The following is a 21,590-nucleotide window of genomic DNA, read 5'->3' on the forward strand; positions in this document are numbered from 1 at the left end:
GAACTATTTGATTTTAAAATAATTGACAGTCATTCGGATTTAATGTTAACTATATTTATAAATAAGTTAACATTAGGGGTGGCAATTGTGACAATAAAAAGTAAAACGATTGAAAAATCATCTTATACATATGAAGAATTAGCAGAGAAAAATAAAGCTTACGTATGGCACCCATTTACACAAATGAAAGATTATTTAGAAGAAGATCCTGTCATTATTGAACGTGGAGAGGGAAGAAAGCTATACGATGTAAATGGTAATGAATATTGGGATGGTGTTTCATCTATATGGTTAAATGTTCACGGACATCAAGTACCGGAATTAGATGAAGCAATTCGTGAGCAATTAAATAAAATTGCTCATTCTACTATGTTAGGACTTGCTAACGTTCCATCTATTTTATTAGCAGAAAAAATTATTGAGGTTGTACCAGATGGATTGAAGAAGGTATTCTATTCTGATTCAGGTTCTACGGCTGTTGAAATTGCAATTAAGATGGCTTTCCAATATTGGCAGCATAAAGGGAAACCAAAGAAACAAAGATTCGTTACATTAAAAGAAGCATATCACGGTGATACAATTGGAGCTGTTTCGGTAGGAGCAATAGACTTGTTTCACCAAGTGTATAGTTCGCTCTTATTTGATGCGATTAAAATGCCGTATCCATATACATATCGTTCTCCTTACGGAAATAATAAGGAGGAAATTGTAAAAAGCCATTTAGAAGAAATGGAAGAATTGTTGAAAGAAAAGCATGAAGAAGTAGCTGCCATCATTGTAGAGCCATTAATGCAAGGTGCTGGCGGGATGATTACAATGCCAAAAGGATATTTAAAAGGACTGCGCGATTTATGTACTAAGTACAATGTATTATTTATTACAGATGAGGTAGCGACTGGATTTGGGCGTACAGGGAAAATGTTTGCGTGTGAACATGAAAATGTGACGCCAGACATTTTAACTGCTGGGAAAGGTTTAACAGGTGGATATTTACCAATTGCAGTTACGGTAACGACAGATGAAATATATAATACCTTCTTAGGAGAATATGAAGAACAAAAAACATTTTTTCATGGACATAGCTACACAGGCAATCCGTTAGGGTGTGCGGTAGCAATCGCGAATCTAGAACTATATGAAAAAACAAATTTAATAGAAGAAGTGGCACGTAAAACGGATTATGTGGCAGCGCAATTAGAAAAGCTCTTTGCGTATAAACATGTAGGTGATATTCGTCAGTGCGGATTAATGGTTGGTATTGAGCTTGTGAAGAATAAGGAAACGAAAGAAGCGTTTGACTGGACAGAGAGGATCGGTGTTCAAGTATGTAAACGCTCAAGAGAGCTGGGTATGATTTTACGACCGCTAGGTAACACGATTGTATTTATGCCGCCACTTGCTTCTACTTTTGAAGAGATTGATGATATGTTACGCATTTTATATAAGGCAATCTCGGATGTTACGGAGGGAGAATAATGAGTGGTTTTTTCATAACAGCAACGGATACTGAAGTTGGAAAAACAGTAGTTGCAGGTGCTATAGCAGGTGTATTTAGAGAATTAGGATATAACGTAGGGGTGTATAAACCGTTACAAAGTGGGCATGTTGCATCAAACCCTGAGGGAGATGCAGCAAGGTTAAAAGCATTATCAGGTGTACCGACACAAGAAAATGAAATTTGCCCTTATTCTATTGAAGAACCACTTGCTCCGAGACTTGCCATGAAAAGAGCTGGAAGAGTAGTAAAGTTAAAAGAAATTACTGATTACTATAATGAACTATTAAAAGAGTTTAATAGCTTATTTGTAGAAGGAGCAGGTGGGCTTGCTGTCCCATATACAGAAGATGCTTTAGTAATTGATTTTGCAAAAGAATTACAGTTGCCTCTTATTGTAGTAGCTCGTCCTACATTAGGAACAGTAAATCATACAGTGTTAACGATTGCTTACGCAAAGGCGCATGGCTTAACCGTAGCGGGTGTCATTTTATCAGGTTGCAAAGAATGTGAAATGGAAAGAGTGCAAGAAAATAAAGAAATGATTGAAGAGCTGAGTGGGGTACCAGTTTTAGGATTATTACCATTCTTTGAAGGTGAGTTTACGAAAGAAGAAGTATTAGAATCTGCAAAAGAATATATTATGATTTCAAAATTAGAGGAGTTTATCCAAAATGAATCAAAATTGGCGGGCGCACCTTCAATCTAAATTACAACAATTACATGAGCAAGGGCAGTATCGTGATTTGCATGTAACAGAGAAGGCAGAAGAGACTTGGCTTATTCGAGATAAAAAAAGGATGTTAAATTTAGCGTCAAATAATTATTTAGGGTTAGCTGGAGATGAAAGGTTAAAAGAAGCTGCTATTGCCTGTACAAAAAGATATGGAACTGGAGCGACTGCCTCTCGTCTCGTTGTAGGAAATCATCCATTATATGAAGAGGTTGAGAGAAGCATATGTGACTGGAAAGGTACTAAAAGAGCTTTAATTGTAAATAGTGGGTATACGGCAAATATAGGTGCCATATCTTCTTTAGCCTCTCGGCACGATATTGTTTTTAGTGATAAGTTAAATCACGCAAGTATTGTTGATGGAATCATATTAAGCGGGGCAGAGCATAAAAGGTATCGTCATAATGATTTGGATCATTTAGAGAAGCTGTTGAAAATGGCTTCGCCTGAAAAAAGGAAATTAATCGTAACAGATACCGTTTTTAGTATGGATGGTGATACTGCGTATTTGAGAGATTTAGTACAGCTGAAAGAGAAATACGGGGCAATCATTATAGTCGATGAAGCACATGCGAGTGGAATATATGGAATCGGCGGAGCTGGGTTATCTCATATAGAAAAAAAACTTGCTCAAAAAATTGATATACATATGGGGACGTTTAGCAAGGCTTTAGGGTGTTATGGTGCGTATTTGACAGGCGATGAAATTTATATAGAGTATTTACAAAATATGATGAGAAGCTTTATTTTTACTACGGCTTTACCACCAAGTACGTTAGGAGCAGTGCAAAAAGCAATTGAAATTGTAAAAGAAGATAACGAAAGAAGAGAGAACCTTATAGCAAACGGAGAATACTTCAGAACTAAATTAAGGGATGCTGGTTTTGATATTGGGAATAGTTCAACTCATATTGTACCGATTGTAGTCGGTTCAAATGAACATGCTTTACGATTTAGTAAAAGGTTGCAAGAGGCAGGGATTGCGGCCATTGCAATTCGTCCGCCAACTGTGCCGGTTCATAGTTCTCGAATTCGCTTTGCAGTTACATCGCAACATACAATAGCTGATTTAAAATGGGCTATTGACCGAATTATTCACATTGCGAAAGAAGAGGAGATTTTCGTATGAACGAGCTAAAGATTATTTTTATCCCCGGATGGGGAATGGAAGAGAATATTTGGGATTTAGTACTTCCGTATTTTAAAGGATATCCTGTTGAATGCATAGATTGGCGTAATGTGAAAGAACGAAGTGAATTTACAGAACGAATTATAGATGTAGCGCATAACGACAACGTAATTTTAGTTGGATGGTCACTAGGAGCGTTAACAGCAGTTGAAGCTTATAAAAAGATTGAGGCAAAAGGTATCGTATTAATTGGTGGGACCGCTAAATTTACAAATACGAGCGACTATAGTAATGGATGGAATGCTTTGCATGTAGAACGGCTGAAAAGGAATTTGGCGAGAAGGAAAGAAGATACGCTCAAGCGGTTTTATGAAAATATGTTTACGAAAGATGAGCTAAAAGAGAACAAAAACTTTGAGGACATTGTAGAACATTTTAAAGGTGATTCTATTCAGTCTTTACAACTAGGTTTGGATTATTTAATAGAAACAGATATGAGAGAAGAACTAAAAGAAATTAAAGTACCTATACTACTTATCCACGGAGAACAGGATGTAATATGCCCATTGTCTGCGGCACGTAGTATGACGGAGAATAGTAGCAGCGAGCTGAAAGTAGTAAGTGAAGCAGGGCATGCATTATGTGTAACGAATTTTGAATATTGCGCAAATGAGATAATTCAATTTGTAGAGGGGATACGACATGATCAACAAAACGTTACTACAAAAACGGTTTAATGGGGCAGCCGTATCTTACGATCGATATGCAAATGTACAAAAAAAGATGGCACATTCATTACTTTCAATCTTAAAGGAACGATATAGTGAAACGGCACCGATACGTATTTTAGAACTGGGGTGCGGGACGGGTTATGTAACAGAGCAATTATCAAAGTTATTTCCGAAAGCACATATTACAGCAGTTGATTTTGCTGAAAGTATGATTGCGATTGCGCAAACTAGACAAAATGTAAAAAATGTAACGTTTCACTGTGAAGATATTGAGCGATTACGATTAGAAGAATCATATGATGTCATTATTTCAAATGCTACATTTCAATGGTTAAATAATTTACAACAAGTGTTAAGAAATTTATTTCAACATTTGTCTATAGATGGGATATTACTCTTTTCAACGTTTGGACATGAAACATTTCAAGAATTGCATGCTTCGTTCCAACGTGCGAAAGAAGAAAGAAATATAAAAAATGAAACATCGATTGGTCAACGTTTTTATTCAAAAGATCAGTTGCTTCATATATGCAAGATAGAAACAGGGGAGGTGCATGTTTCTGAAACATGTTACATAGAGAGTTTTACAGAAGTTAAGGAGTTTCTGCATTCTATTCGAAAAGTAGGAGCAACTAATAGCAATGAAGGATCATATTGTCAAAGTCCCTCACTCTTTCGTGCGATGCTACGCATATACGAAAGAGACTTCACGGGAAATGAAGGGATAATGGCAACGTATCATGCTTTATTTATGCATATAACAAAAGAGGGGAAGAGATGAAATGAAACAAGTGCAAACAAAAAAGGATTGGAAAAAACTAGCATACGACGTAGTGGAAGAGAAGATGATTACGAAAGAAGATGCAATAGCGATATTAGAAGCTGATGATACAGAAGTTTTAGAAATTATGAATGCAGCTTACATTATTCGCCATCATCATTTTGGTAAGAAAGTAAAATTGAATATGATTATTAATACGAAATCTGGATTATGTCCTGAAGATTGTGGATATTGCTCACAGTCTATTATTTCAGAAGCACCGATTGATAAATATGCATGGTTAACGCAGGAGAAGATTGTAGAAGGGGCACATGAAGCAATACGCCGTAAAGCAGGTACATATTGTATTGTAGCGTCTGGTCGTCGTCCGACGGATAAAGAGGTAAATCACGTAATTGGAGCAGTTAAGGAAATTCGTGAAACGACAGACTTGAAGATTTGTTGTTGTTTAGGTTTCTTAAATGAAGATCAAGCAGGACGTTTAGCGGAAGCAGGCGTGCATCGTTATAACCACAACTTAAATACACATGCAAATAATTACGATAGTATTTGTTCAACTCATACGTACGATGATCGTGTTGATACAGTTCAAAAAGCAAAACAAGCTGGTATTTCACCATGCTCTGGAGCGATTTTTGGCATGGGAGAAACAATTGAAGAGCGTGCTGAAATTGCATTTGAATTACAACGTATAGATGCAGATTCTATCCCTTGTAATTTCCTTGTTGCTGTAAAGGGGACACCTCTTGAAGGGCAAAAAGAGTTAACACCAGTAGAATGTTTAAAAGTACTGGCAATGATGCGTTTTGTAAACCCAACAAAAGAAATTCGTATTTCAGGAGGACGTGAAATCAATTTACGTTCTGTACAGCCAATCGGTTTATTTGCAGCAAATTCTATTTTTGTCGGGGACTACTTAACGACAGCTGGACAAGAGCCGACTGCGGACTGGGGTATGATTGCAGATTTAGGATTTGAGATTGAAGAATGTGCATTATAGGATAGATGAAAAAGCAAACTTGTAAAAGGGTTTGCTTTTTTTGTAAATAAAATGTAATAAATAGTTGTAAACGCTTGATGCTATTGGTTTTTGAACGAAAAAAAGAATTTTTGTGGACGAATTTTCCAAGCCCTAGTTGTACATAGTAAATATGTAATTTATATTGGGTTGGAGGATTTTACATGTACAAATACATATTAGCGATTATGACTTGTTTAATTTTAATAAAAGCAATAAGTTCTGATCCAGTTAAGGCTGCTGAAAATCCTGAACAAAAAGAGATGCAACAAAGAATCGAACAACACTTTCGAACGAAAGCTGAACATTTTGGATTGAAAACGGAAGGAAAAGATTTAAAGGAAGTTAGAAAAGAAATTACTATTATAGAAGAAGCGAAAAAAAGAGAGAATGTATGGAGAACAGCACAAGCTCTTCATATAAAAACAGAAGGAAAAACGATGAATGAATTAATAAAAGATGTAAAAAAAAGGTAAAAAAATAAAAAGAGGCCGCAGCCTCTTTTTTTATGCCCATTGTTTTGATAAGTGAGCCATTTCAATTGCAGCAACAGCTGATTCATATCCTTTATTACCAGCTTTCGTACCTGCGCGTTCAATCGCTTGTTCAATTGTTTCTGTCGTTAATACGCCGAAAATAACTGGGATGTCCATTTGTAGTGATAATGACGCAACACCTTTTGCTACTTCATTACAAACGTAATCGTAGTGAGTTGTAGCACCTCGGATTACAGTACCTAATGTAATAACAGCATCATACTTTCCGCTACTAGCCATCTTTTTAGCGATTAAAGGAATCTCAAATGCACCAGGAACCCAAGCAACATCAATATCATTTTCTTCTACACCGTGACGCTTTAATCCGTCTAAAGCGCCGCCAAGTAACTTACTTGTAATAAATTCGTTAAAACGTCCAACAACAACTCCAACTTTTAATCCTGTACCAACTAAATGACCTTCGAATACCATAATAAATCTCTCCTTTAATTATAAGTTTAGTAAGTGTCCTAATTTGTTTACTTTCGTTTGTAAATACGATTTATTCTCTTCTTTTGCCGGCATTTGCAACGGTACACGCTCGACTACTTCTAAATCGTAACCTTGTAAGCCAGCAATTTTTCTTGGGTTATTCGTTAATAATCGTAAACTTTGTAAACCTAAATCTTTTAATATTTGAGCACCGATACCGTAATCACGAAGATCAGCAGGGAAGCCGAGTTTTTCATTTGCTTCTACAGTATCGAATCCTTCTTCTTGTAATTTATAAGCACGAAGCTTATTAAGAAGCCCAATGCCTCTTCCTTCTTGTCTCATATAAAGAAGAACACCTTTTCCTTTACGCTCAATTTGAGCAAGTGCTGCATGGAGTTGTGGTCCGCAATCGCAGCGATGTGAACCGAATACATCTCCTGTTAAGCATTCAGAATGAACACGTACAAGTACCGGTTCACCTGTTGAAATATCACCTTTTACAAGTGCGATATGTTCTTTCGTATCTAATGAGTTAGAATAGCCAATTGCGTGGAAAGTACCGAAATCTGTAGGTAATGTAATTTCCACTTCTCTCGTCACAAGTGTTTCATGATGGCGGCGGTAAGCAATTAAATCTTCTATTGTAATCATTTTTATATCAAATTGTTTTGCGCATTCTATTAAATCAGGTACACGTGCCATCGTGCCGTCCTCATTTATAATCTCGCAAATAACTCCAGCTGGTTCGGCACCGCATAGCTTTGCTAAATCAACAGCAGCTTCTGTATGACCTGCACGACGCAGGACACCGCCTTCTTTCGCAATTAATGGAAAGATATGTCCAGGTCGATTGAAATCAGTGCCTTTTGATGCAGGGTTTAACAATTCTTGTATCGTAGTTGCACGTTCGTGAGCGCTAATCCCTGTTGTTGTAGAAACATGGTCAATGCTCACTGTAAACGCAGTATGATGTGAATCTGTATTATGAGATACCATTGGTTCTAATTGTAGACGTTCTGCGTACCCTGCTGTAATCGGTACACAAACGAGACCACGGCCATGTGTAATCATAAAATTAATTGTTTCTGGTGTAATGTACTCTGCTAAAGCAATAAAATCGCCTTCATTTTCTCGGTTTTCATCATCACATACGATAACGACTTTACCTTGTTTTAAATCTTCTAGAGCTTCTTCAATACGATGAAACATTGTTCTTCCCCCTTATAGAAATCCGTTTTCTTGTAAAAAGCTTTCAGTCATTGAACCTACTCGTTTTGTAGGTTTAGTAATAAAGCGTTCGATATATTTACCAATCATGTCACACTCAATGTTTACGATATCTCCGGCATTTTTTTCTCCAATGACAGACTCGCTTACTGTGTGCGGGATGAGTGAAATCGTTATGGAAGATTCGTCTATATCAAATATCGTTAAACTCGTTCCATCAACAGCAATGGACCCTTTCTGCAAACAATAGTGCAGCAGTTCATCAGAAATTGCTATTTTGTAATAGACGGCATTGTAATGTTGTTTTTTATTTAAAATCGTTCCGATGCCATCAATATGTCCTGAAACGAAATGTCCACCGAATCGTCCGTTTGCAGCCATTGCTCGCTCTAAATTTACTTTAGAGTGCGGTTTAAGCATGCGAAGTGATGTCGACTGCATCGTTTCAGGCATTGCATCAACTGTAAATGAAGTAGTTGTAAAGCTTGTTACAGTTAAGCAAATACCGTTAACCGCGATACTATCACCTAAGTGAACATCTGATAAAATTTTCTTTGCATGAATCGTTAATTTCATCGCTTCTCCGCTTTGTTGCATGTTTGCTATCGTTCCTAATTCTTCTACAATTCCTGTAAACATTTCGTCACCTCGTTTCGGGCATTCGCAACGATTTTTATATCATCACCAATTTGTTTCATCTCTTGAATTTTCAAGGAAAGCGCATCTTGTAATTTTGAAAAACCATTTCCTCCAAATAAAGTAGGAGCATCTTTCCCACCAATTAATTTCGGGCTTATATAGGTTACAATTTCATTAAAATTATTTGTTTTTAAGAAACTTGCATGAATTGATTGGCCACCTTCAACGAATAGAGAAAGAATTTGTTTCTCTCCAAGAAAGGAAAGAAGGTCCTCGATTTCTATATACTTCGTTTCCATTTGGAATATAGCTATATTTTTAGATTCATAAGAAGATATCTTCGCTTTCTTTACATCCTTACCGACAATAATCCATGTCGGTGCTAAACCATCTGTTATAACATGAGAAGATGGTGGCGTTCGTAAATGGGTATCTAAAACAACGCGAATAGGATGTTTCCCACCATTTGGAATTCTTGTTGTTAAATGAGGATTATCAGCTATAACTGTATTCACTCCAACAAGAATTGCATCATGTGTATGGCGATATTGGTGAACATCAGCACGTGCTTCTTCACCTGTAATCCACTTACTTTCACCAGTTACAGTTGCTATTTTTCCATCTAAGCTCATTGCTGTTTTGATTGTTACAAAAGGGCGTTTCGTTTTCATGTAGTGAAAAAAGTAGCGATTTAATAAAAGCGCTTCTGCTTCAAGAATACCGGTAGTTACTTCAATTCTAGCTTCCTCTAATCTTCTTTTTCCGTTACCAGAAACGAGCGGATTACAATCGAGAGTAGCAATTACAACACGCTTAACTCCTTTTTCAATGAGCAATTCACAGCAAGGTGGTGTTTTTCCAAAGTGGCTACACGGTTCCAGTGTTACATAAACGGTAGCGTCTTTGGCGTTCTGACCAGCCATTTGAAGGGCATGAACTTCTGCGTGTTCTTCACCAGCTCGTAAATGAGCGCCCATACCAACGATGTTTCCATCTTTTACAACAACAGCACCAACCATAGGATTCGGACTTGTTTGTCCTGATGTCCCTTCTGCTAACTGCAGGGCAATCCTCATATATTCTTGATCTGTCATTTTCTTCACCTCTCCTAAAAAAATCAAAAAACCCCAAGGATTTAATATCCTTGGGGTTTGGGAGACGTGATTTCTAGAAATATAGTTTGAATACGAAAGCATAGGAAAGAAACCTAACGATAATTGATATTTCTGCATAAGGAAAAAACCTAGCAAAATATCGAATTTTTAAACGCTAGTTGTCTCTTTTTATTTCAGTATAAAAAATAAGTATAGAAAATTAAACATATATAAAGAATCAAAATGAATCTTTAAAAATATGCATACTGAAATAAAAGTGTATTCACTATATAAAAAACTAGAAACATATCCTTCTCCCATCCAGACTATACTGTCGGCCCTAGAGTTTCACTAGATCCACCGTTTTCGAGTTGAAAACGGGTCACGGACTTAGAAGTTTTCACTTCATCACCGCCGGTTGGGAATTTCACCCGACCCCGAAGGATGCTGTTTGCTCAAATTATAGCACAAAAAAAATAAAAGGCTAGTAAAAAATATTCGAATGTGAAGAATTGTGTGAAAATATATGCAGGCTGGAATGGAAATAAAAGTATTAGAAATGTTGTAAGGAGAAGGGATATAACGGAGTTGCTAAAAAGAAAAAACATGCACAAAAAAATGTGCATGTCACATGTAAAATTATTCTGCCTCTGGTGCTCTAACAACAGACTCGAATTTACCTTTATGCGAAGCGTCGCAATAAGGCATATTTTTTGATAAACCACAACGGCATAAAGAAAATGCCGGTTTTGCTGGGAATACATTCCCTTGTGAGTCGACTAATTCCACGTCCCCTGTAACGCGAAAAGAGCCATTATCATTTACTTTAATTTGTACTTTTGCCAACGTTATCCCTCCTTCCCAAACGCTTAATTTCATCATATAATCAAGGGAAGTGCTTGGCAATATAAAGTGAAACTTTAATTAGTGGGGAAGGCATCCCCCACTAATTATTAGTTGAACCAATCGGGCTTTTAGGGGCAGTTAATCTCCCACCTAACTTCTTTGTTTCAGCCGAATTTTGAGGTGAGAGTTTTACTGCCCGCAAATAGCGGGGAAAAAAGAGCACTTTGTTTGAGAAAGAAGAGAGTGTTATAATAGTTTTCATAACTGACTAGAGTAAGGTGACGAGAGATGGATAAACAATTACATACATTACGAAATATTGCAAATGAGCGCACGTGGGCATCATTTTTGAATGATAATCATCCATATAGTTTGTTACATTGGTCCATTGCAGGTGTAGGGCAAGAGGCAAAGGATGTTTGGTTACTTCAAGATGAAGTAACATTTCAAACGACAGAATTCCCAACGTTAGATGATGCAATGCAATGGATTTCTGAAAATATGGAACAAGTTACAGACGTTTTAGCGCAATAAAAAACAGGCTTATGCAAGCCTGTTTTTTGTTTCTTTCACATAGGTGTTTAAAAATTGATCGACGGCTGCTTCGTATTCTTCTTTATTTTCGTTATAAGAGCAAGCGTGTGCACCGTGTTCTGCAATATAAAGTTGTTTATTATTTTCTTTCGCTTCATATAACGCTTTTGTCATATCAGCTAAAATATAGTCGTCATCTTTACTATGAATAAAGAGAACGGGATTGTTAATATTTTTTATACAGTCGATTGGTGAAACTTCACGAATTGTATAACCGTCACGAACTTTCAAAAATGCGTTTGCTAAAGGTAATAAAGGCCATTTTGGTAAATGGAATTCAACCTTTAAACGGTGCTGTAATTGTCCGTGAAAATCAGAGAAAGGACAATCTGCAATATAGAAATCAGCACCATCTTCTAAAAGTCCTGCGTATTGAAGAAGTGTTGCAGCTCCCATAGATTCACCATGAATACCAAGTGTAATATTGGTGCCAAAACGGTTTTTTAGCCAGTCAACTACGGATTTTAAATCATGTTTTTCATAGTATCCATAGCTTGTTGTTTTTCCGCCAGTTTTACCATGACGACGATGATCGTAAATGAGGACGTTATATCCCCTTTTTAAGAATAAGTTTGCATATTTTACAGAGTTTATTTTATTTACAGTTACACCGTGGCAAAAAACCATAAACTTATTGGAGTGACCAGCAGGAATGTAATATCCGTGAAGGTCGTATCCGAATTGAGAAGGGATATGAATTTCTTCTTTATGAAGAGCATCAAAATCCTCTATACGAAAATGTTTTTTCGTTTCTCTTTCGAGTACTTCTTCCTCTGTTTTTTTCTTTAAGTACATCACTTTATTTGTAAAGAAAATCCCAAGGGCAGTTATTGCACCTAGTATAGTAAACAATGCTGCAAAAAAACGTTTCATACTTTACCTCATCCTCCAAATACCGTTACATGTGATACACTTATATTGTATCACAATGATATAAAAGGGGAGAAATAGGAAATGCTGCATATACAAAAAATTACGTCAGCGATGAAAGAAACAATCCGAATGTTCATGTGTGAGAACTGGGGAAGTTCATTGATGATTTCACGTGGTAAGGGACATCAGTTAGAAGAGTTGCCAGGTTTTGTTGCGCTCTTAGATGACAGAATAATCGGAATTGTAACGTATGAAGTGAGCGGAAATATGTGCGAAATTGTATCGCTGGATAGCTTTGAAGAAAGAAAAGGAATAGGGACGAAACTTGTGGATTGTGTATTACAAGTTGCAGAAGAAGAACGGTGCAGCCAGGTCTGGCTTATTACAACAAATGATAATATGAATGCGTTACGATTTTACCAAAAACGTAATTTTGTAATGACTAATTTATATGTGAATGCGGTAGAGGAGGCACGAAAAATAAAGAAAGAAATTCCACGTATTGGATATGATAATATCCCAATTTTACATAAAATTCAGTTGGAGTATCGTTTAGTGAAATGATGTAACAATTTTCAGAAATATAAGTCATTAATCTTGACGGTGAGTGTAATTTAGGTTACCGTAAAATTGTAATCTATTACCATATTAAGGGGTGACGATGTGGCAACTATACGTGATGTTGCAAAATTGGCAGGTGTTTCAGTCGCAACCGTTTCACGAGTTATTAATGAAAAAGGATACGTTCATGAGGACACAGTAAAACAAGTAAAGGAAGCAATTGAAGAATTACGTTATAGGCCAAACAGTGCAGCGAAGCCACTATTTAAAGAGAATTCAACGATAATTGCATTACTTGTAGATAATTTAAGTAACCCATCAAACATCACTTTGCTACATTGTATTGAGGGAATAGCATATAAAGAAGGCTATCAAATCATTATTTGTAATATAGAGAATAAAGATAGATACATACATATGCTGAAGCAAAATAATATTGCAGGTGTTATTTTGACAAGAGCAGTTTTTAAAAGTATAGGAGAAATTCCATTTCCGTTTGTTGTGATTGATGAGCAACAATCACATGGAAATTATTATGAAAGTGGACAGAGAGCTGTTTCTTTATTAAAAGAGAAAGGGTGTCACTTTCTTGCATATTTCGGTGAGGGAGAAGAAAGTGAAGAAATGGAAAATCATATAGCAGGGTTTTTAGACGCTGTTTGGGATGAAGGAATCTCTTATCGAGAAGAATGTGTACAAGGGTATACAAATAAACAATTTATTACATTATTGCAAAACAATCCGTATATAGATGGAATTGTAGCCTCAAGTGATCAGATTGCTATTGAGTTAATTCGGTCAGCGAGATTTCTAAATATACATATACCAAATAAATTAAAAATTGTTGGACCGAATGGGAGCATAGAGTGTGAATGGATAGGTTCATCACTATCGACAATTGAAAGCAGTGTCAAAGATAACGGAAAAGTAGCTTTTCAACAATTAAAAGGAAAAATAAAAAAGTAAAAGGTGCGTTTTATACGCACCTTTTTATAATGTAATTGCGGCAATAAAGCCAAATATAAGTAACGGTATATTGTAATGTAGAAAAGTGGGTACACATGTATCCCATATATGATGGTGCTGACCATCAGCATTTAAACCGGATGTTGGTCCAAGGGTACTATCCGATGCTGGAGATCCTGCGTCACCTAGCGCTCCGGCTGTACCGATAATTGCAATTGTGGCCATTGGACTAAATCCAAGCTGAATGCAAAGAGGTACAAAAATGGTTGTTAAGATAGGGATGGTTGAAAAGGATGAACCAATTCCCATCGTGACGAGAAGTCCAATAACGAGCATAAGAAATGCAGCGAGTGGTTTGTTATTTCCGATTATATGTGCACTCGTTTGCACCAGAGATTCAACATGTCCTGTTTTTCGAAGAACAGCGCCGAATCCAGCGGCAGCGATCATAACAAAGCCAATAAAGGACATCATACGCATTCCGCTTGTTAATATCGCATCTGCTTCTTTAAGTGGTAGACTGCCACTAACTGATAAGACGATAATACCTGCTAAAGCACCGAAAATCATTGATTCTGTAGTTAATTGAACAGTTAATGTAGCAATGATAGATAATAACCCGAAAGTAATGCTACGTTTTGTATAGGGAACGATTTCATTTTCGGTAGTATGAATTTGTTCTGTTTCATACGTACGAGGTTTTCGGTACGTAATGAATACCGCTACACATAATCCAATAATCATACCGATTGCTGGAATAGTCATTGCTTTTGGAATAAGTGTGACATCGAATGTAAGGCCGCTTTGCGCAGCGTTGGTTTGTAATACGTCATGATAAATTTTTCCGAACCCTGCAGGGATCCACATATAAGGAGTAATCAATCCAAATGTAATAATACATGTGACAAGTCTGCGATCCACTTTCAGCTCATTTAATACTTTTAAAAGTGCTGGAATTAAGATGGGGATGAAAGCAATGTGAACAGGAATCACATTTTGTGAGAAACAAGCCATCGTTAAAATAATGAATAAAATAAGTATTTTAGAATAAATTTGTTTTTTCGTGTCTTGTTCATTGCCAATCCATTTTAATGCAGTTTGAATCATAGCATCTGGAAGTCCTGTTTTGGAAAGGGAAATAGCGAAACCACCAAGCATTGCATAACTTAAAGCGATTGGAGCACTGTTTCCAAGACCAGTTGTAAAAGTGTTAATTGTTTCTGAGATACCGAGTCCGCCGATAATTCCGCCTGTTAAAGCTCCAACAATGATGGCGACAATGACCTGGACACGTAACAAACTAAGCAATAGCATAATTGCTACTGCGACGAGTACAGCGTTCATAATAAATGTAATCTCCCTAAATTTTTATTCTGTTAAGACAAGTAAATATGAAACATTTTGCTATGTTTATACATACTTGCGACATATTATTATAAAATGTTTTCTATGAAATGTAAAAGAGCCTTTTGTTACTAATGCTGAAAAGCTAGCTCTTGTTTAATTGATTGCAAAGAATTGGCGAATAATTCTGGTTCTTCTAAATCAGGAGAATGTGCTGAATTTGGGAACCAGATCATCTTTTTTATAGGCGCTTCAATAATATCGCAATATTCCTGAACGAGTGCATAAGGAGTTTGATAATCATAGCGACCAGAACAAAAATAAACTGGAATAGATAAACTTGAGATAGAAGAAAAGAAATCGATTGTCAGCATTTCTTCCCATAAAACGCCAGATTTTAAATTTCCTGCGAGAAACTTGAACCAATCTAATAGCGTATACTCAGGAGAAAAGAAACCTTTTCGTATGAAAGAGAAGGAAGATCCGTTTTGGATTGCGCCTCCAAATGTGCCAAGCCACTTTCTTTGAATAATGAGACGTCTCGTATCTAAAAATGGTGGTTTGCCTAATTTTAAAAGGGAAGCTAATGCTTTTTTATGATCATGTTTTTTGGCAGAATGAATTAAATGTTGATATAGCAATTCTTCATTTTGTTTCATATGTACAATTTGCCCAATACCGATGTAAGCCTGGATATACTTTGGATATTGATGTGCTATGTTAAGCCCAATAATACTTCCCCAAGAATGACCAGCGAGAAATAGTTTTTGTTTGTTGAACCTTTTAAGTACATATTGAATCACTTCTTTTGCATCGGAAACGAATTGTTCGATTGTGAAATTTGCTCCGAAATCTTTCATTGAAAAGGATTTACCAGCCCCGCGCTGATCCCAATTAATAACAATAAATTGCTTCTCTAATTCTTTTTGAAAATGGCGAATAAATCCGATTTGTGCCATCCCAGGTCCGCCGTGACAGCATAATAAAATAGGCTGCTCTACGTGCCCACGCATAAGGAGAGTTTGTTTTCGATTATTAATCATAACGCTTTCTATCGTAGCGATACTATTAGGAATGAGTTGTTTGTTTTCGTTATAGAACTGAGGGGTGTAGCTACGAAAAAGCATATTGAAAACCTCCTTTTGTGAAATCGTATGAATCGCACAGGCTATTCATTTTGCATATACTGTTAGAAAATCATTGTAACATACCATACTAGTGTCATTTCAACACGGGAGGAGGGAAATTGTGACGATTGGAGAAATTATAGATGGTTTAAATAGACGGGAATCCATCGCTATTATAGCAAAGCGTCTTGAAATAAGCCCGTATACATTATCGAAGAAATTAAGATTGATTGGATATGAATATGATGGAGAGCAGAAGAAACGTATTTTTGTAGGAGATGGAGAAGAACCACGTCACTTACAACTCCAAGAAGCGACCGCCCTTCAATATGAGAAAACAGATTATCAATTATTAATTTATGAGCAATTACAAAGCATTTATGAGTTATTAAGAAAAAGAGAAGAAGTAATTGCACCAATTGTGAGTAAAAGTACAGAGAAAAAGAGACGAACCTTTTCTATTAATACAGAAATATTAGCAAGATTGGACCTTATATCAGAATCGAAAGGAATTCAAAAATCTAAACTTGTAGAAGAAGCGTTGCAACAATTTTTACAGCAATATGAAGTTGACAAAGCATCACATTTTGATAACTAAAGAAAAGGATACTATGTTCATTGGAAGAACGAGTATCCTTTTTATGATGTATATTACGTATAAAATAGAGGATCAGTACAAATCCTTTATGGTGTGAAAAATGAAATTTATTATTAGAGAAACACTTAATTTACTTTTTGAATTCTTCCATCAATAACTGGCTGAATGGGTTCTTTTAATTGTTTTACGTAATCGACTAACGCTTCAAAGTCGTTTGGACCAGTTTCTGCATTTTTACCATTTTTAAATGATACAAATCCGTCACCGCCAGAAGCTAAGAAGGCATTTGCAACTACGCTATACGTTGTAGATGGAGATAATTCTTCTCCGTTTGTTAAACGTATATTTGTAACTTTTTCACCGTTTGGTTTATTTGCATCCCACGTATATTGAATACCTGAAATTTGAAGCATTCTTGTTGTTCCTTTTTGCCATTGCTGATTTAAAATATCGCCAATGTCTTGACCTGTTAAATCTACTTTAATCAATTGATTTCCAAAAGGTTGAATGCCGTATAACTCACCCCACGTAATATCACCAGCATCTAAGTCATTACGAATGCCACCAGGATTCATGAGGGCGATTTGGGTTTGCATCGTTTGACGCTGAGCATCGGCAACTAAATTTCCAAGAGTGGATTCACCAGAATCATTTTGTTTACGGTCGATAGGTGCTGTAGATTTTCCGACTACTTCATTTACAAGTGGTGCGATTTTTTCTTTATATTGATCTAGTTTTTTCTTTACTTGTTTATCAGGTTCTACACCTTCATGATACGTTGTAACAACTTCAGCTTTTTTCTTTACAATATCCTTTGTTTTACGATCAATTGTTACATCCACGTCTGAGAAAGCCGTTCCGTATGAATTTGCTTGGACAATTAGTTTATTATTTACTGTACCATTTACATACGTATGACTATGTCCACCGAAAATAACATCAACTTCTGAGTCTGTTTCATTTGCAATTCGAGTAAGATCGCCATTTGTTATCCCAGACTCATCGGTTGTTCCACCGACATGAGCAAGAACGACGATAGATTTAACGCCGAGGCGTTTTAATTGTTGTGTTGATTTATTAATTGCTTCTACTTCATCAGTAATTTGTACATTTTTAAGCATCGTAGGCATAACGACATTTGGTGTATCAGTTGTAACAACCCCAATGAATCCTACAGGAACACCATCTACAATTTTTATAGTAAATGGTGGTAAAAATAAGCGGCCAGTTGATTTGTTATAGAAGTTAGCAGCTACATAGGGGAAGTTAGCACCTTTGAAATTCCCTGTTTTTTCATGATATCCACCGTAAATGAGGCGTTTCATTTCATCAATGCCTTCATCAAATTCATGGTTCCCGATTGTACCGACATCAAATTTTAAGTCATTTAAAAATTCAATCGTCGGTTCATCTTGTAATAATGCTGAAACTGGTGGACTAGCTCCGACGATATCACCAGCATGTACGAGAAGTGTATTAGGGTTTTGTTTTTTATGTTCTTTTAAATAAGTAGCTAAGTAATCAGCGCCACCAGCTTCTTTATTATTGATTTTTTTAACAGTATCTAGTTGTCCATGGAAATCATTAATACCAAGCATTTGTACGTCTATGTAGCGGTTTTGTTCAGCTGGATTCTGAGATGGGGGAGCGGCGAATACGGTTGAAAAAGTAATGGTGCTTAAAACGGCAACAGCAGGAATGATTTTTTTCCACATAATATAATTCTCCTTTTTTTATAATCTGACATCATACGACATAATTTTAATAGATTCATAGGATTATATCTATATAAAAATTTAGTTTTTTCGAAAAATTAACATATTTACAAAAAGTGAATAATAGAGTAAAGTCCCTTTTTTGTTGTCGATTTCATGGTGTATCTACTATAATAGAGAAAAAAGTAAAAGGTGAGCAGCATGAAGAAAAAGAAACAAAGACAAATGCAAAGACAATCGCAAGTGAATCAACCAAAGAAAGAATCTCTTACATTAGGTGATCAATTAAACGATTCACTTATGCAGCAATTAAAGAGTAAGAAGAAAGAATTGCAAGTGAGAGAAGAGAAAAAAGAGGCAGCAGAACTGGAAAGAAAGCGTCAAGAACAAAAAGAACGTGAAAAGAATAAATCATTTGAAGAACTGTTAAGTGAAAGTAACCTTACTTGGAAAGACTTTAAATAATAACGAAAATGATCAGTGAAATAACGCTGATCATTTTTTTGACGAGCTTGTAAGAAAAGGGGAGTTAGAATGAGAAAAATTGTAGTTGTTCCGCATGAAAATCATTGGGGTGAAAAGTTTCAAATAGAGGCTGAAAGATTAAAATCTGCGATGCCAGAAACAGTGAAAATTCATCATATTGGAAGTACGTCAGTGCCAGGACTGGCAGCTAAACCAATTATAGATATGATTATGGAAGTAGAGAGTATCGATAGAGTAGATAGGTGGAATGAACGATTTATAGAGCTTGGTTACATCGTAAAAGGGGAAAATGGTATTCCAAGACGCCGATATTTTATTCATGGAACTGAAGAAAAACGCTCGTATCATTTACACGTGTTTGAAAAAGGAAATCCAGAGATAGTAAGGCATTTAGCATTTCGTGATTATATGATGGCTCATTGTGAAGAAGCTGAGGCATATGCAACTTTAAAGAAAGAATTAGCTGAAAAGTATACATATGATGGTGCGTTATATTCAGAAGGGAAAACTGAGTTTGTACGTAATGTTGATGAAAAAGCGAAGAAATGGATAGAAAATAACGTGAATGAATGAGTTCGCATTATTTTTGAATATGTATAAATTTATTATGTAAACTGTACATATGTTTTGACTTTTTGGTTGAATCTTGTTCAAATAAAGTGGTGGCTTATAAAAAATGTAATAATGAAAGGGAGACGACTGTGCACATTCCAACAACTACACTTCATAATGGCGTAAAAATGCCGATGATTGGTTTAGGCGTTTATAAAGCGAAAGAAGGCGACGAAGTAAAACAAGCAGTAAAAACAGCGTTAGAAGTTGGATACCGTTCGATTGATACAGCAACTGTATATGAAAATGAAAGCGGTGTCGGAGAAGCGGTTCGTGAATCAGGAATTCCGAGAGAAGACATCTTTATTACAACAAAAGTTTGGAACGACGATCAAGGATACGAGGAAACACTTGAGGCGTTTGAAAAGAGTTTGAAAAAATTACAAATGGACTATGTAGATTTATATTTAATACATTGGCCGGTAAGAGGGAAGTATGTTGATACGTACCGAGCTTTGGAGAAATTGTATGAAGAAGGTAAAGTGCGCGCGATTGGTGTTTCGAATTTCCATAAACAACATTTAGAACTGCTATTACCTAATTGCAAAATAAAGCCGATGGTAAACCAAGTGGAACTTCATCCGATGTTGACGCAATTTGAGTTGCGTAATTTCTGTCAAGGTGAGCAAATTCAAATGGAAGCATGGAGTCCATTAATGAGAGGCGGAGAAGTATTTCAGCACCCGATTATTCAGGCCATTGCTACTAAATATGAAAAAACACCTGCGCAAGTTATATTAAGGTGGGATATTCAAAGCGGGATTGTGACCATTCCTAAATCTGTTACACCATCTCGCATTCAGGAGAATTTTTCTATCTTTGACTTTTCACTAACGGAAGAAGAGATGACTCAAATTAATACGTTAAATCGTAATTTACATGTAGGAACGAATCCTGATAAATATGATACGTTATAAAAAGACGCTACCATACTGGTAGCGTCTTTTTAACGATGTAAAGCGTAGGTATCACATTTAGCGATTTGCTGAAGCTGTATATATTCTTCTGTTGTTAACTGTGTTTGTTTACTAGCCTGTACATTTTCTTGTAATTGTTGAATAGAGCTTGCACCAGGTATAACAGCTGCAACAGTCTTATTATGTAAGCAATATTGAATAGCTGTTCCTGTTAAAGAGCGCTCTCCAATCGTTTCTTTTACACTCGCTAGAGTTGTATGTAATTCATCGTAAGAATAAGAGAGATAATCCTTTTCCTTTACTCTTTCTATTTTTCTTGCATTGTTGTCAGTTAAAATTCCTTTTGCAAGTGGCCCGCGGGCAATGACGCTAATTTGGTGTTCATTCAGAAGGGGGAACCATTCTTCTGGACGACGATTTAAAAGGCTATATTCCATTAGTACACTAACGATATTTGAACGTTGTGCATATTCACGGATGACATTTGGACGTATAGAAGAAATACCGTAATGGCGAACGATACCTTCTTTTTTTAATTCTTCAAAGGCTTCAATTGTTTCATCTATAGGATCTTCAATCGTTCCGCCGTGAAGTTGATAAAGATCAATATAATCAGTTTGAAGTCTACGTAAACTTTCTTTCACTTCAGCCTTTATGTAATTCTTAGAAGGATCCCAGGACCAGCCGTTTTTTTCTTCTGTCCATCGATTTCCAACCTTTGTTGTAAGAACAATTTGGTTTCGTTTTCCTTTTAATGCTTTTCCAACAAATTCTTCGTTTAATCCGTAATCATATAAATCTGCTGTATCAAAAAAATTGATTCCTAAATCGATTGCTCCATCGATAATACGCAGGGCTTCTGTTTCAGATGTACCGAGAGACATACAGCCAAGTCCCATTTCTGTCACAAATAAATCTGAGTTTCCTAATTGACGTTTTTTCATAGGTCAACCTCCTTACCTTTATTGTACGAAAGGGAAAAGAGGTTGACAAACGTTTACTTTTTATTTGCTGTAATCCACTCTTGTACAGTTGTATACTCTTTGCCATATTGTTTTAGCTTATGGCGAATTTGCCATGCTTTTCCGACTAAAGTGACGCGATTTGGTAAAATATAAACTTTCATTTCTATC

At 36.2% G+C, this 21,590-nt stretch carries 25 protein-coding genes and 1 riboswitch; of the genes, 14 read left to right on the plus strand and 11 right to left on the minus strand.

Annotated features, from left to right (window positions below; all coding sequences use genetic code 11):
• Window positions 1-42 precede the first annotated feature (42 nt).
• The 7 genes from bioA (at window position 43) to AC0OM3_RS03090 (ending at window position 6,363) form a co-directional block, all read left to right on the plus strand.
• Complete coding sequence (gene bioA, locus AC0OM3_RS03060) at window positions 43-1,476, plus strand: adenosylmethionine--8-amino-7-oxononanoate transaminase (protein ID WP_002164169.1); 1,434 nt, start codon at window positions 43-45, stop codon at window positions 1,474-1,476.
• Window positions 1,476-2,204, plus strand: coding sequence for a dethiobiotin synthase (bioD, locus tag AC0OM3_RS03065; protein ID WP_000012472.1), 729 nt, complete (start codon window positions 1,476-1,478; stop codon window positions 2,202-2,204). Before bioA ends, bioD begins: the two co-directional genes overlap by 1 nt.
• Window positions 2,170-3,357, plus strand: a complete 1,188-nt coding sequence (bioF, locus tag AC0OM3_RS03070; RefSeq protein ID WP_001075422.1) for an 8-amino-7-oxononanoate synthase — start codon at window positions 2,170-2,172, stop codon at window positions 3,355-3,357. The genes bioD and bioF overlap by 35 nt, the downstream gene beginning before the upstream one ends.
• Window positions 3,354-4,094 carry an alpha/beta fold hydrolase gene (locus AC0OM3_RS03075; protein ID WP_001004162.1) on the plus strand — a complete coding sequence of 247 codons (741 nt, stop codon included), beginning with the start codon at window positions 3,354-3,356 and terminating at the stop codon, window positions 4,092-4,094. The genes bioF and AC0OM3_RS03075 overlap by 4 nt, the downstream gene beginning before the upstream one ends.
• Entirely contained in the window at window positions 4,060-4,869 is an 810-nt protein-coding gene (bioC, locus tag AC0OM3_RS03080) for a malonyl-ACP O-methyltransferase BioC (protein WP_000608901.1), read from the plus strand. Before AC0OM3_RS03075 ends, bioC begins: the two co-directional genes overlap by 35 nt.
• A gap of 1 nt (window position 4,870) precedes the next feature.
• Window positions 4,871-5,869, plus strand: coding sequence for a biotin synthase (bioB, locus tag AC0OM3_RS03085; protein ID WP_000815836.1), 999 nt, complete (start codon window positions 4,871-4,873; stop codon window positions 5,867-5,869).
• Window positions 5,870-6,051: 182 nt separating this feature from the next.
• Window positions 6,052-6,363 (plus strand): hypothetical protein, encoded by a 312-nt coding sequence (locus AC0OM3_RS03090; RefSeq protein WP_474211069.1) that lies wholly within the window; start codon window positions 6,052-6,054, stop codon window positions 6,361-6,363.
• 30 nt (window positions 6,364-6,393) lie between these two features.
• On the opposite strand, the gene ribH is transcribed toward AC0OM3_RS03090, so the two are convergent.
• From ribH to AC0OM3_RS03115, 5 genes are all read right to left on the minus strand, one after another.
• Window positions 6,394-6,855: a 6,7-dimethyl-8-ribityllumazine synthase gene (gene ribH, locus AC0OM3_RS03095; RefSeq protein ID WP_000230895.1), complete on the minus strand. Its 462-nt coding sequence runs from the start codon at window positions 6,853-6,855 to the stop codon at window positions 6,394-6,396.
• Window positions 6,856-6,873: 18 nt separating this feature from the next.
• Complete coding sequence (gene ribBA / locus AC0OM3_RS03100; RefSeq protein ID WP_474211070.1) at window positions 6,874-8,067, minus strand: bifunctional 3,4-dihydroxy-2-butanone 4-phosphate synthase/GTP cyclohydrolase II; 1,194 nt, start codon at window positions 8,065-8,067, stop codon at window positions 6,874-6,876.
• Window positions 8,068-8,079: 12 nt separating this feature from the next.
• Window positions 8,080-8,724, minus strand: coding sequence for a riboflavin synthase subunit alpha (gene ribE, locus AC0OM3_RS03105; RefSeq protein ID WP_000493906.1), 645 nt, complete (start codon window positions 8,722-8,724; stop codon window positions 8,080-8,082).
• Window positions 8,706-9,818 carry a bifunctional diaminohydroxyphosphoribosylaminopyrimidine deaminase/5-amino-6-(5-phosphoribosylamino)uracil reductase RibD gene (gene ribD / locus AC0OM3_RS03110; protein WP_000131982.1) on the minus strand — a complete coding sequence of 371 codons (1,113 nt, stop codon included), beginning with the start codon at window positions 9,816-9,818 and terminating at the stop codon, window positions 8,706-8,708. The genes ribE and ribD overlap by 19 nt, the downstream gene beginning before the upstream one ends.
• A 305-nt stretch (window positions 9,819-10,123) precedes the next feature.
• Window positions 10,124-10,267, minus strand: a riboswitch (FMN riboswitch).
• 190 nt (window positions 10,268-10,457) lie between these two features.
• Window positions 10,458-10,664 (minus strand): CDGSH iron-sulfur domain-containing protein, encoded by a 207-nt coding sequence (locus AC0OM3_RS03115; RefSeq protein ID WP_001151582.1) that lies wholly within the window; start codon window positions 10,662-10,664, stop codon window positions 10,458-10,460.
• 288 nt (window positions 10,665-10,952) lie between these two features.
• Here AC0OM3_RS03115 and AC0OM3_RS03120 point away from each other — a divergent pair, with 288 nt between their 5' ends.
• Window positions 10,953-11,198 carry a DUF2552 family protein gene (locus AC0OM3_RS03120; protein ID WP_000360793.1) on the plus strand — a complete coding sequence of 82 codons (246 nt, stop codon included), beginning with the start codon at window positions 10,953-10,955 and terminating at the stop codon, window positions 11,196-11,198.
• A 9-nt stretch (window positions 11,199-11,207) separates the two neighbouring features.
• Here AC0OM3_RS03120 and AC0OM3_RS03125 read toward each other — a convergent pair whose 3' ends face one another.
• Window positions 11,208-12,131 (minus strand): alpha/beta hydrolase, encoded by a 924-nt coding sequence (locus AC0OM3_RS03125; RefSeq protein ID WP_000819229.1) that lies wholly within the window; start codon window positions 12,129-12,131, stop codon window positions 11,208-11,210.
• Window positions 12,132-12,212: 81 nt separating this feature from the next.
• Between AC0OM3_RS03125 and AC0OM3_RS03130 the strand changes: the two genes are divergently transcribed.
• The gene (locus AC0OM3_RS03130; protein ID WP_474211071.1) at window positions 12,213-12,695 is read left to right on the plus strand and encodes a GNAT family N-acetyltransferase; all 483 of its coding nucleotides are present in this window, start codon (window positions 12,213-12,215) and stop codon (window positions 12,693-12,695) included.
• A gap of 99 nt (window positions 12,696-12,794) precedes the next feature.
• On the plus strand, window positions 12,795-13,658 hold the full coding sequence (locus AC0OM3_RS03135; protein WP_074593469.1) for a LacI family DNA-binding transcriptional regulator: 864 nt from the start codon (window positions 12,795-12,797) through the stop codon (window positions 13,656-13,658).
• Between the two features lie 24 nt (window positions 13,659-13,682).
• Here AC0OM3_RS03135 and AC0OM3_RS03140 read toward each other — a convergent pair whose 3' ends face one another.
• Both AC0OM3_RS03140 and AC0OM3_RS03145 read right to left on the minus strand, forming a co-directional pair.
• Window positions 13,683-15,002, minus strand: a complete 1,320-nt coding sequence (locus AC0OM3_RS03140) for a Na+/H+ antiporter family protein (RefSeq protein ID WP_074593470.1) — start codon at window positions 15,000-15,002, stop codon at window positions 13,683-13,685.
• 131 nt (window positions 15,003-15,133) lie between these two features.
• Window positions 15,134-16,129 (minus strand): alpha/beta fold hydrolase, encoded by a 996-nt coding sequence (locus AC0OM3_RS03145; RefSeq protein WP_474211072.1) that lies wholly within the window; start codon window positions 16,127-16,129, stop codon window positions 15,134-15,136.
• Window positions 16,130-16,250: 121 nt separating this feature from the next.
• On the opposite strand from AC0OM3_RS03145, the gene AC0OM3_RS03150 reads away from it, so the two are divergent.
• Window positions 16,251-16,727, plus strand: a complete 477-nt coding sequence (locus AC0OM3_RS03150; protein ID WP_000151930.1) for a ribbon-helix-helix domain-containing protein — start codon at window positions 16,251-16,253, stop codon at window positions 16,725-16,727.
• A 125-nt stretch (window positions 16,728-16,852) separates the two neighbouring features.
• Here AC0OM3_RS03150 and AC0OM3_RS03155 read toward each other — a convergent pair whose 3' ends face one another.
• Window positions 16,853-18,442: a bifunctional metallophosphatase/5'-nucleotidase gene (locus tag AC0OM3_RS03155; RefSeq protein WP_474211073.1), complete on the minus strand. Its 1,590-nt coding sequence runs from the start codon at window positions 18,440-18,442 to the stop codon at window positions 16,853-16,855.
• Between the two features lie 201 nt (window positions 18,443-18,643).
• Here AC0OM3_RS03155 and AC0OM3_RS03160 point away from each other — a divergent pair, with 201 nt between their 5' ends.
• From AC0OM3_RS03160 to AC0OM3_RS03170, 3 genes are all read left to right on the plus strand, one after another.
• Window positions 18,644-18,907 carry a YqkE family protein gene (locus AC0OM3_RS03160; protein WP_000727559.1) on the plus strand — a complete coding sequence of 88 codons (264 nt, stop codon included), beginning with the start codon at window positions 18,644-18,646 and terminating at the stop codon, window positions 18,905-18,907.
• A gap of 69 nt (window positions 18,908-18,976) precedes the next feature.
• Window positions 18,977-19,501, plus strand: coding sequence for a GrpB family protein (locus AC0OM3_RS03165; RefSeq protein WP_001227167.1), 525 nt, complete (start codon window positions 18,977-18,979; stop codon window positions 19,499-19,501).
• Window positions 19,502-19,629: 128 nt separating this feature from the next.
• On the plus strand, window positions 19,630-20,457 hold the full coding sequence (locus tag AC0OM3_RS03170) for an aldo/keto reductase (RefSeq protein WP_000548006.1): 828 nt from the start codon (window positions 19,630-19,632) through the stop codon (window positions 20,455-20,457).
• 29 nt (window positions 20,458-20,486) lie between these two features.
• Here the strand turns inward: AC0OM3_RS03170 and lolS are convergent, their stop codons facing one another.
• The gene (lolS, locus tag AC0OM3_RS03175; RefSeq protein ID WP_000747201.1) at window positions 20,487-21,401 is read right to left on the minus strand and encodes an aldo/keto reductase; all 915 of its coding nucleotides are present in this window, start codon (window positions 21,399-21,401) and stop codon (window positions 20,487-20,489) included.
• Between the two features lie 53 nt (window positions 21,402-21,454).
• Window positions 21,455-21,583, minus strand: a complete 129-nt coding sequence (gene mciZ, locus AC0OM3_RS03180) for a Z-ring formation inhibitor MciZ (RefSeq protein WP_000870295.1) — start codon at window positions 21,581-21,583, stop codon at window positions 21,455-21,457.
• Window positions 21,584-21,590: the final 7 nt, after the last annotated feature.

The sequence above is a fragment of the Bacillus sp. FAU20 genome, assembly GCF_056033865.1.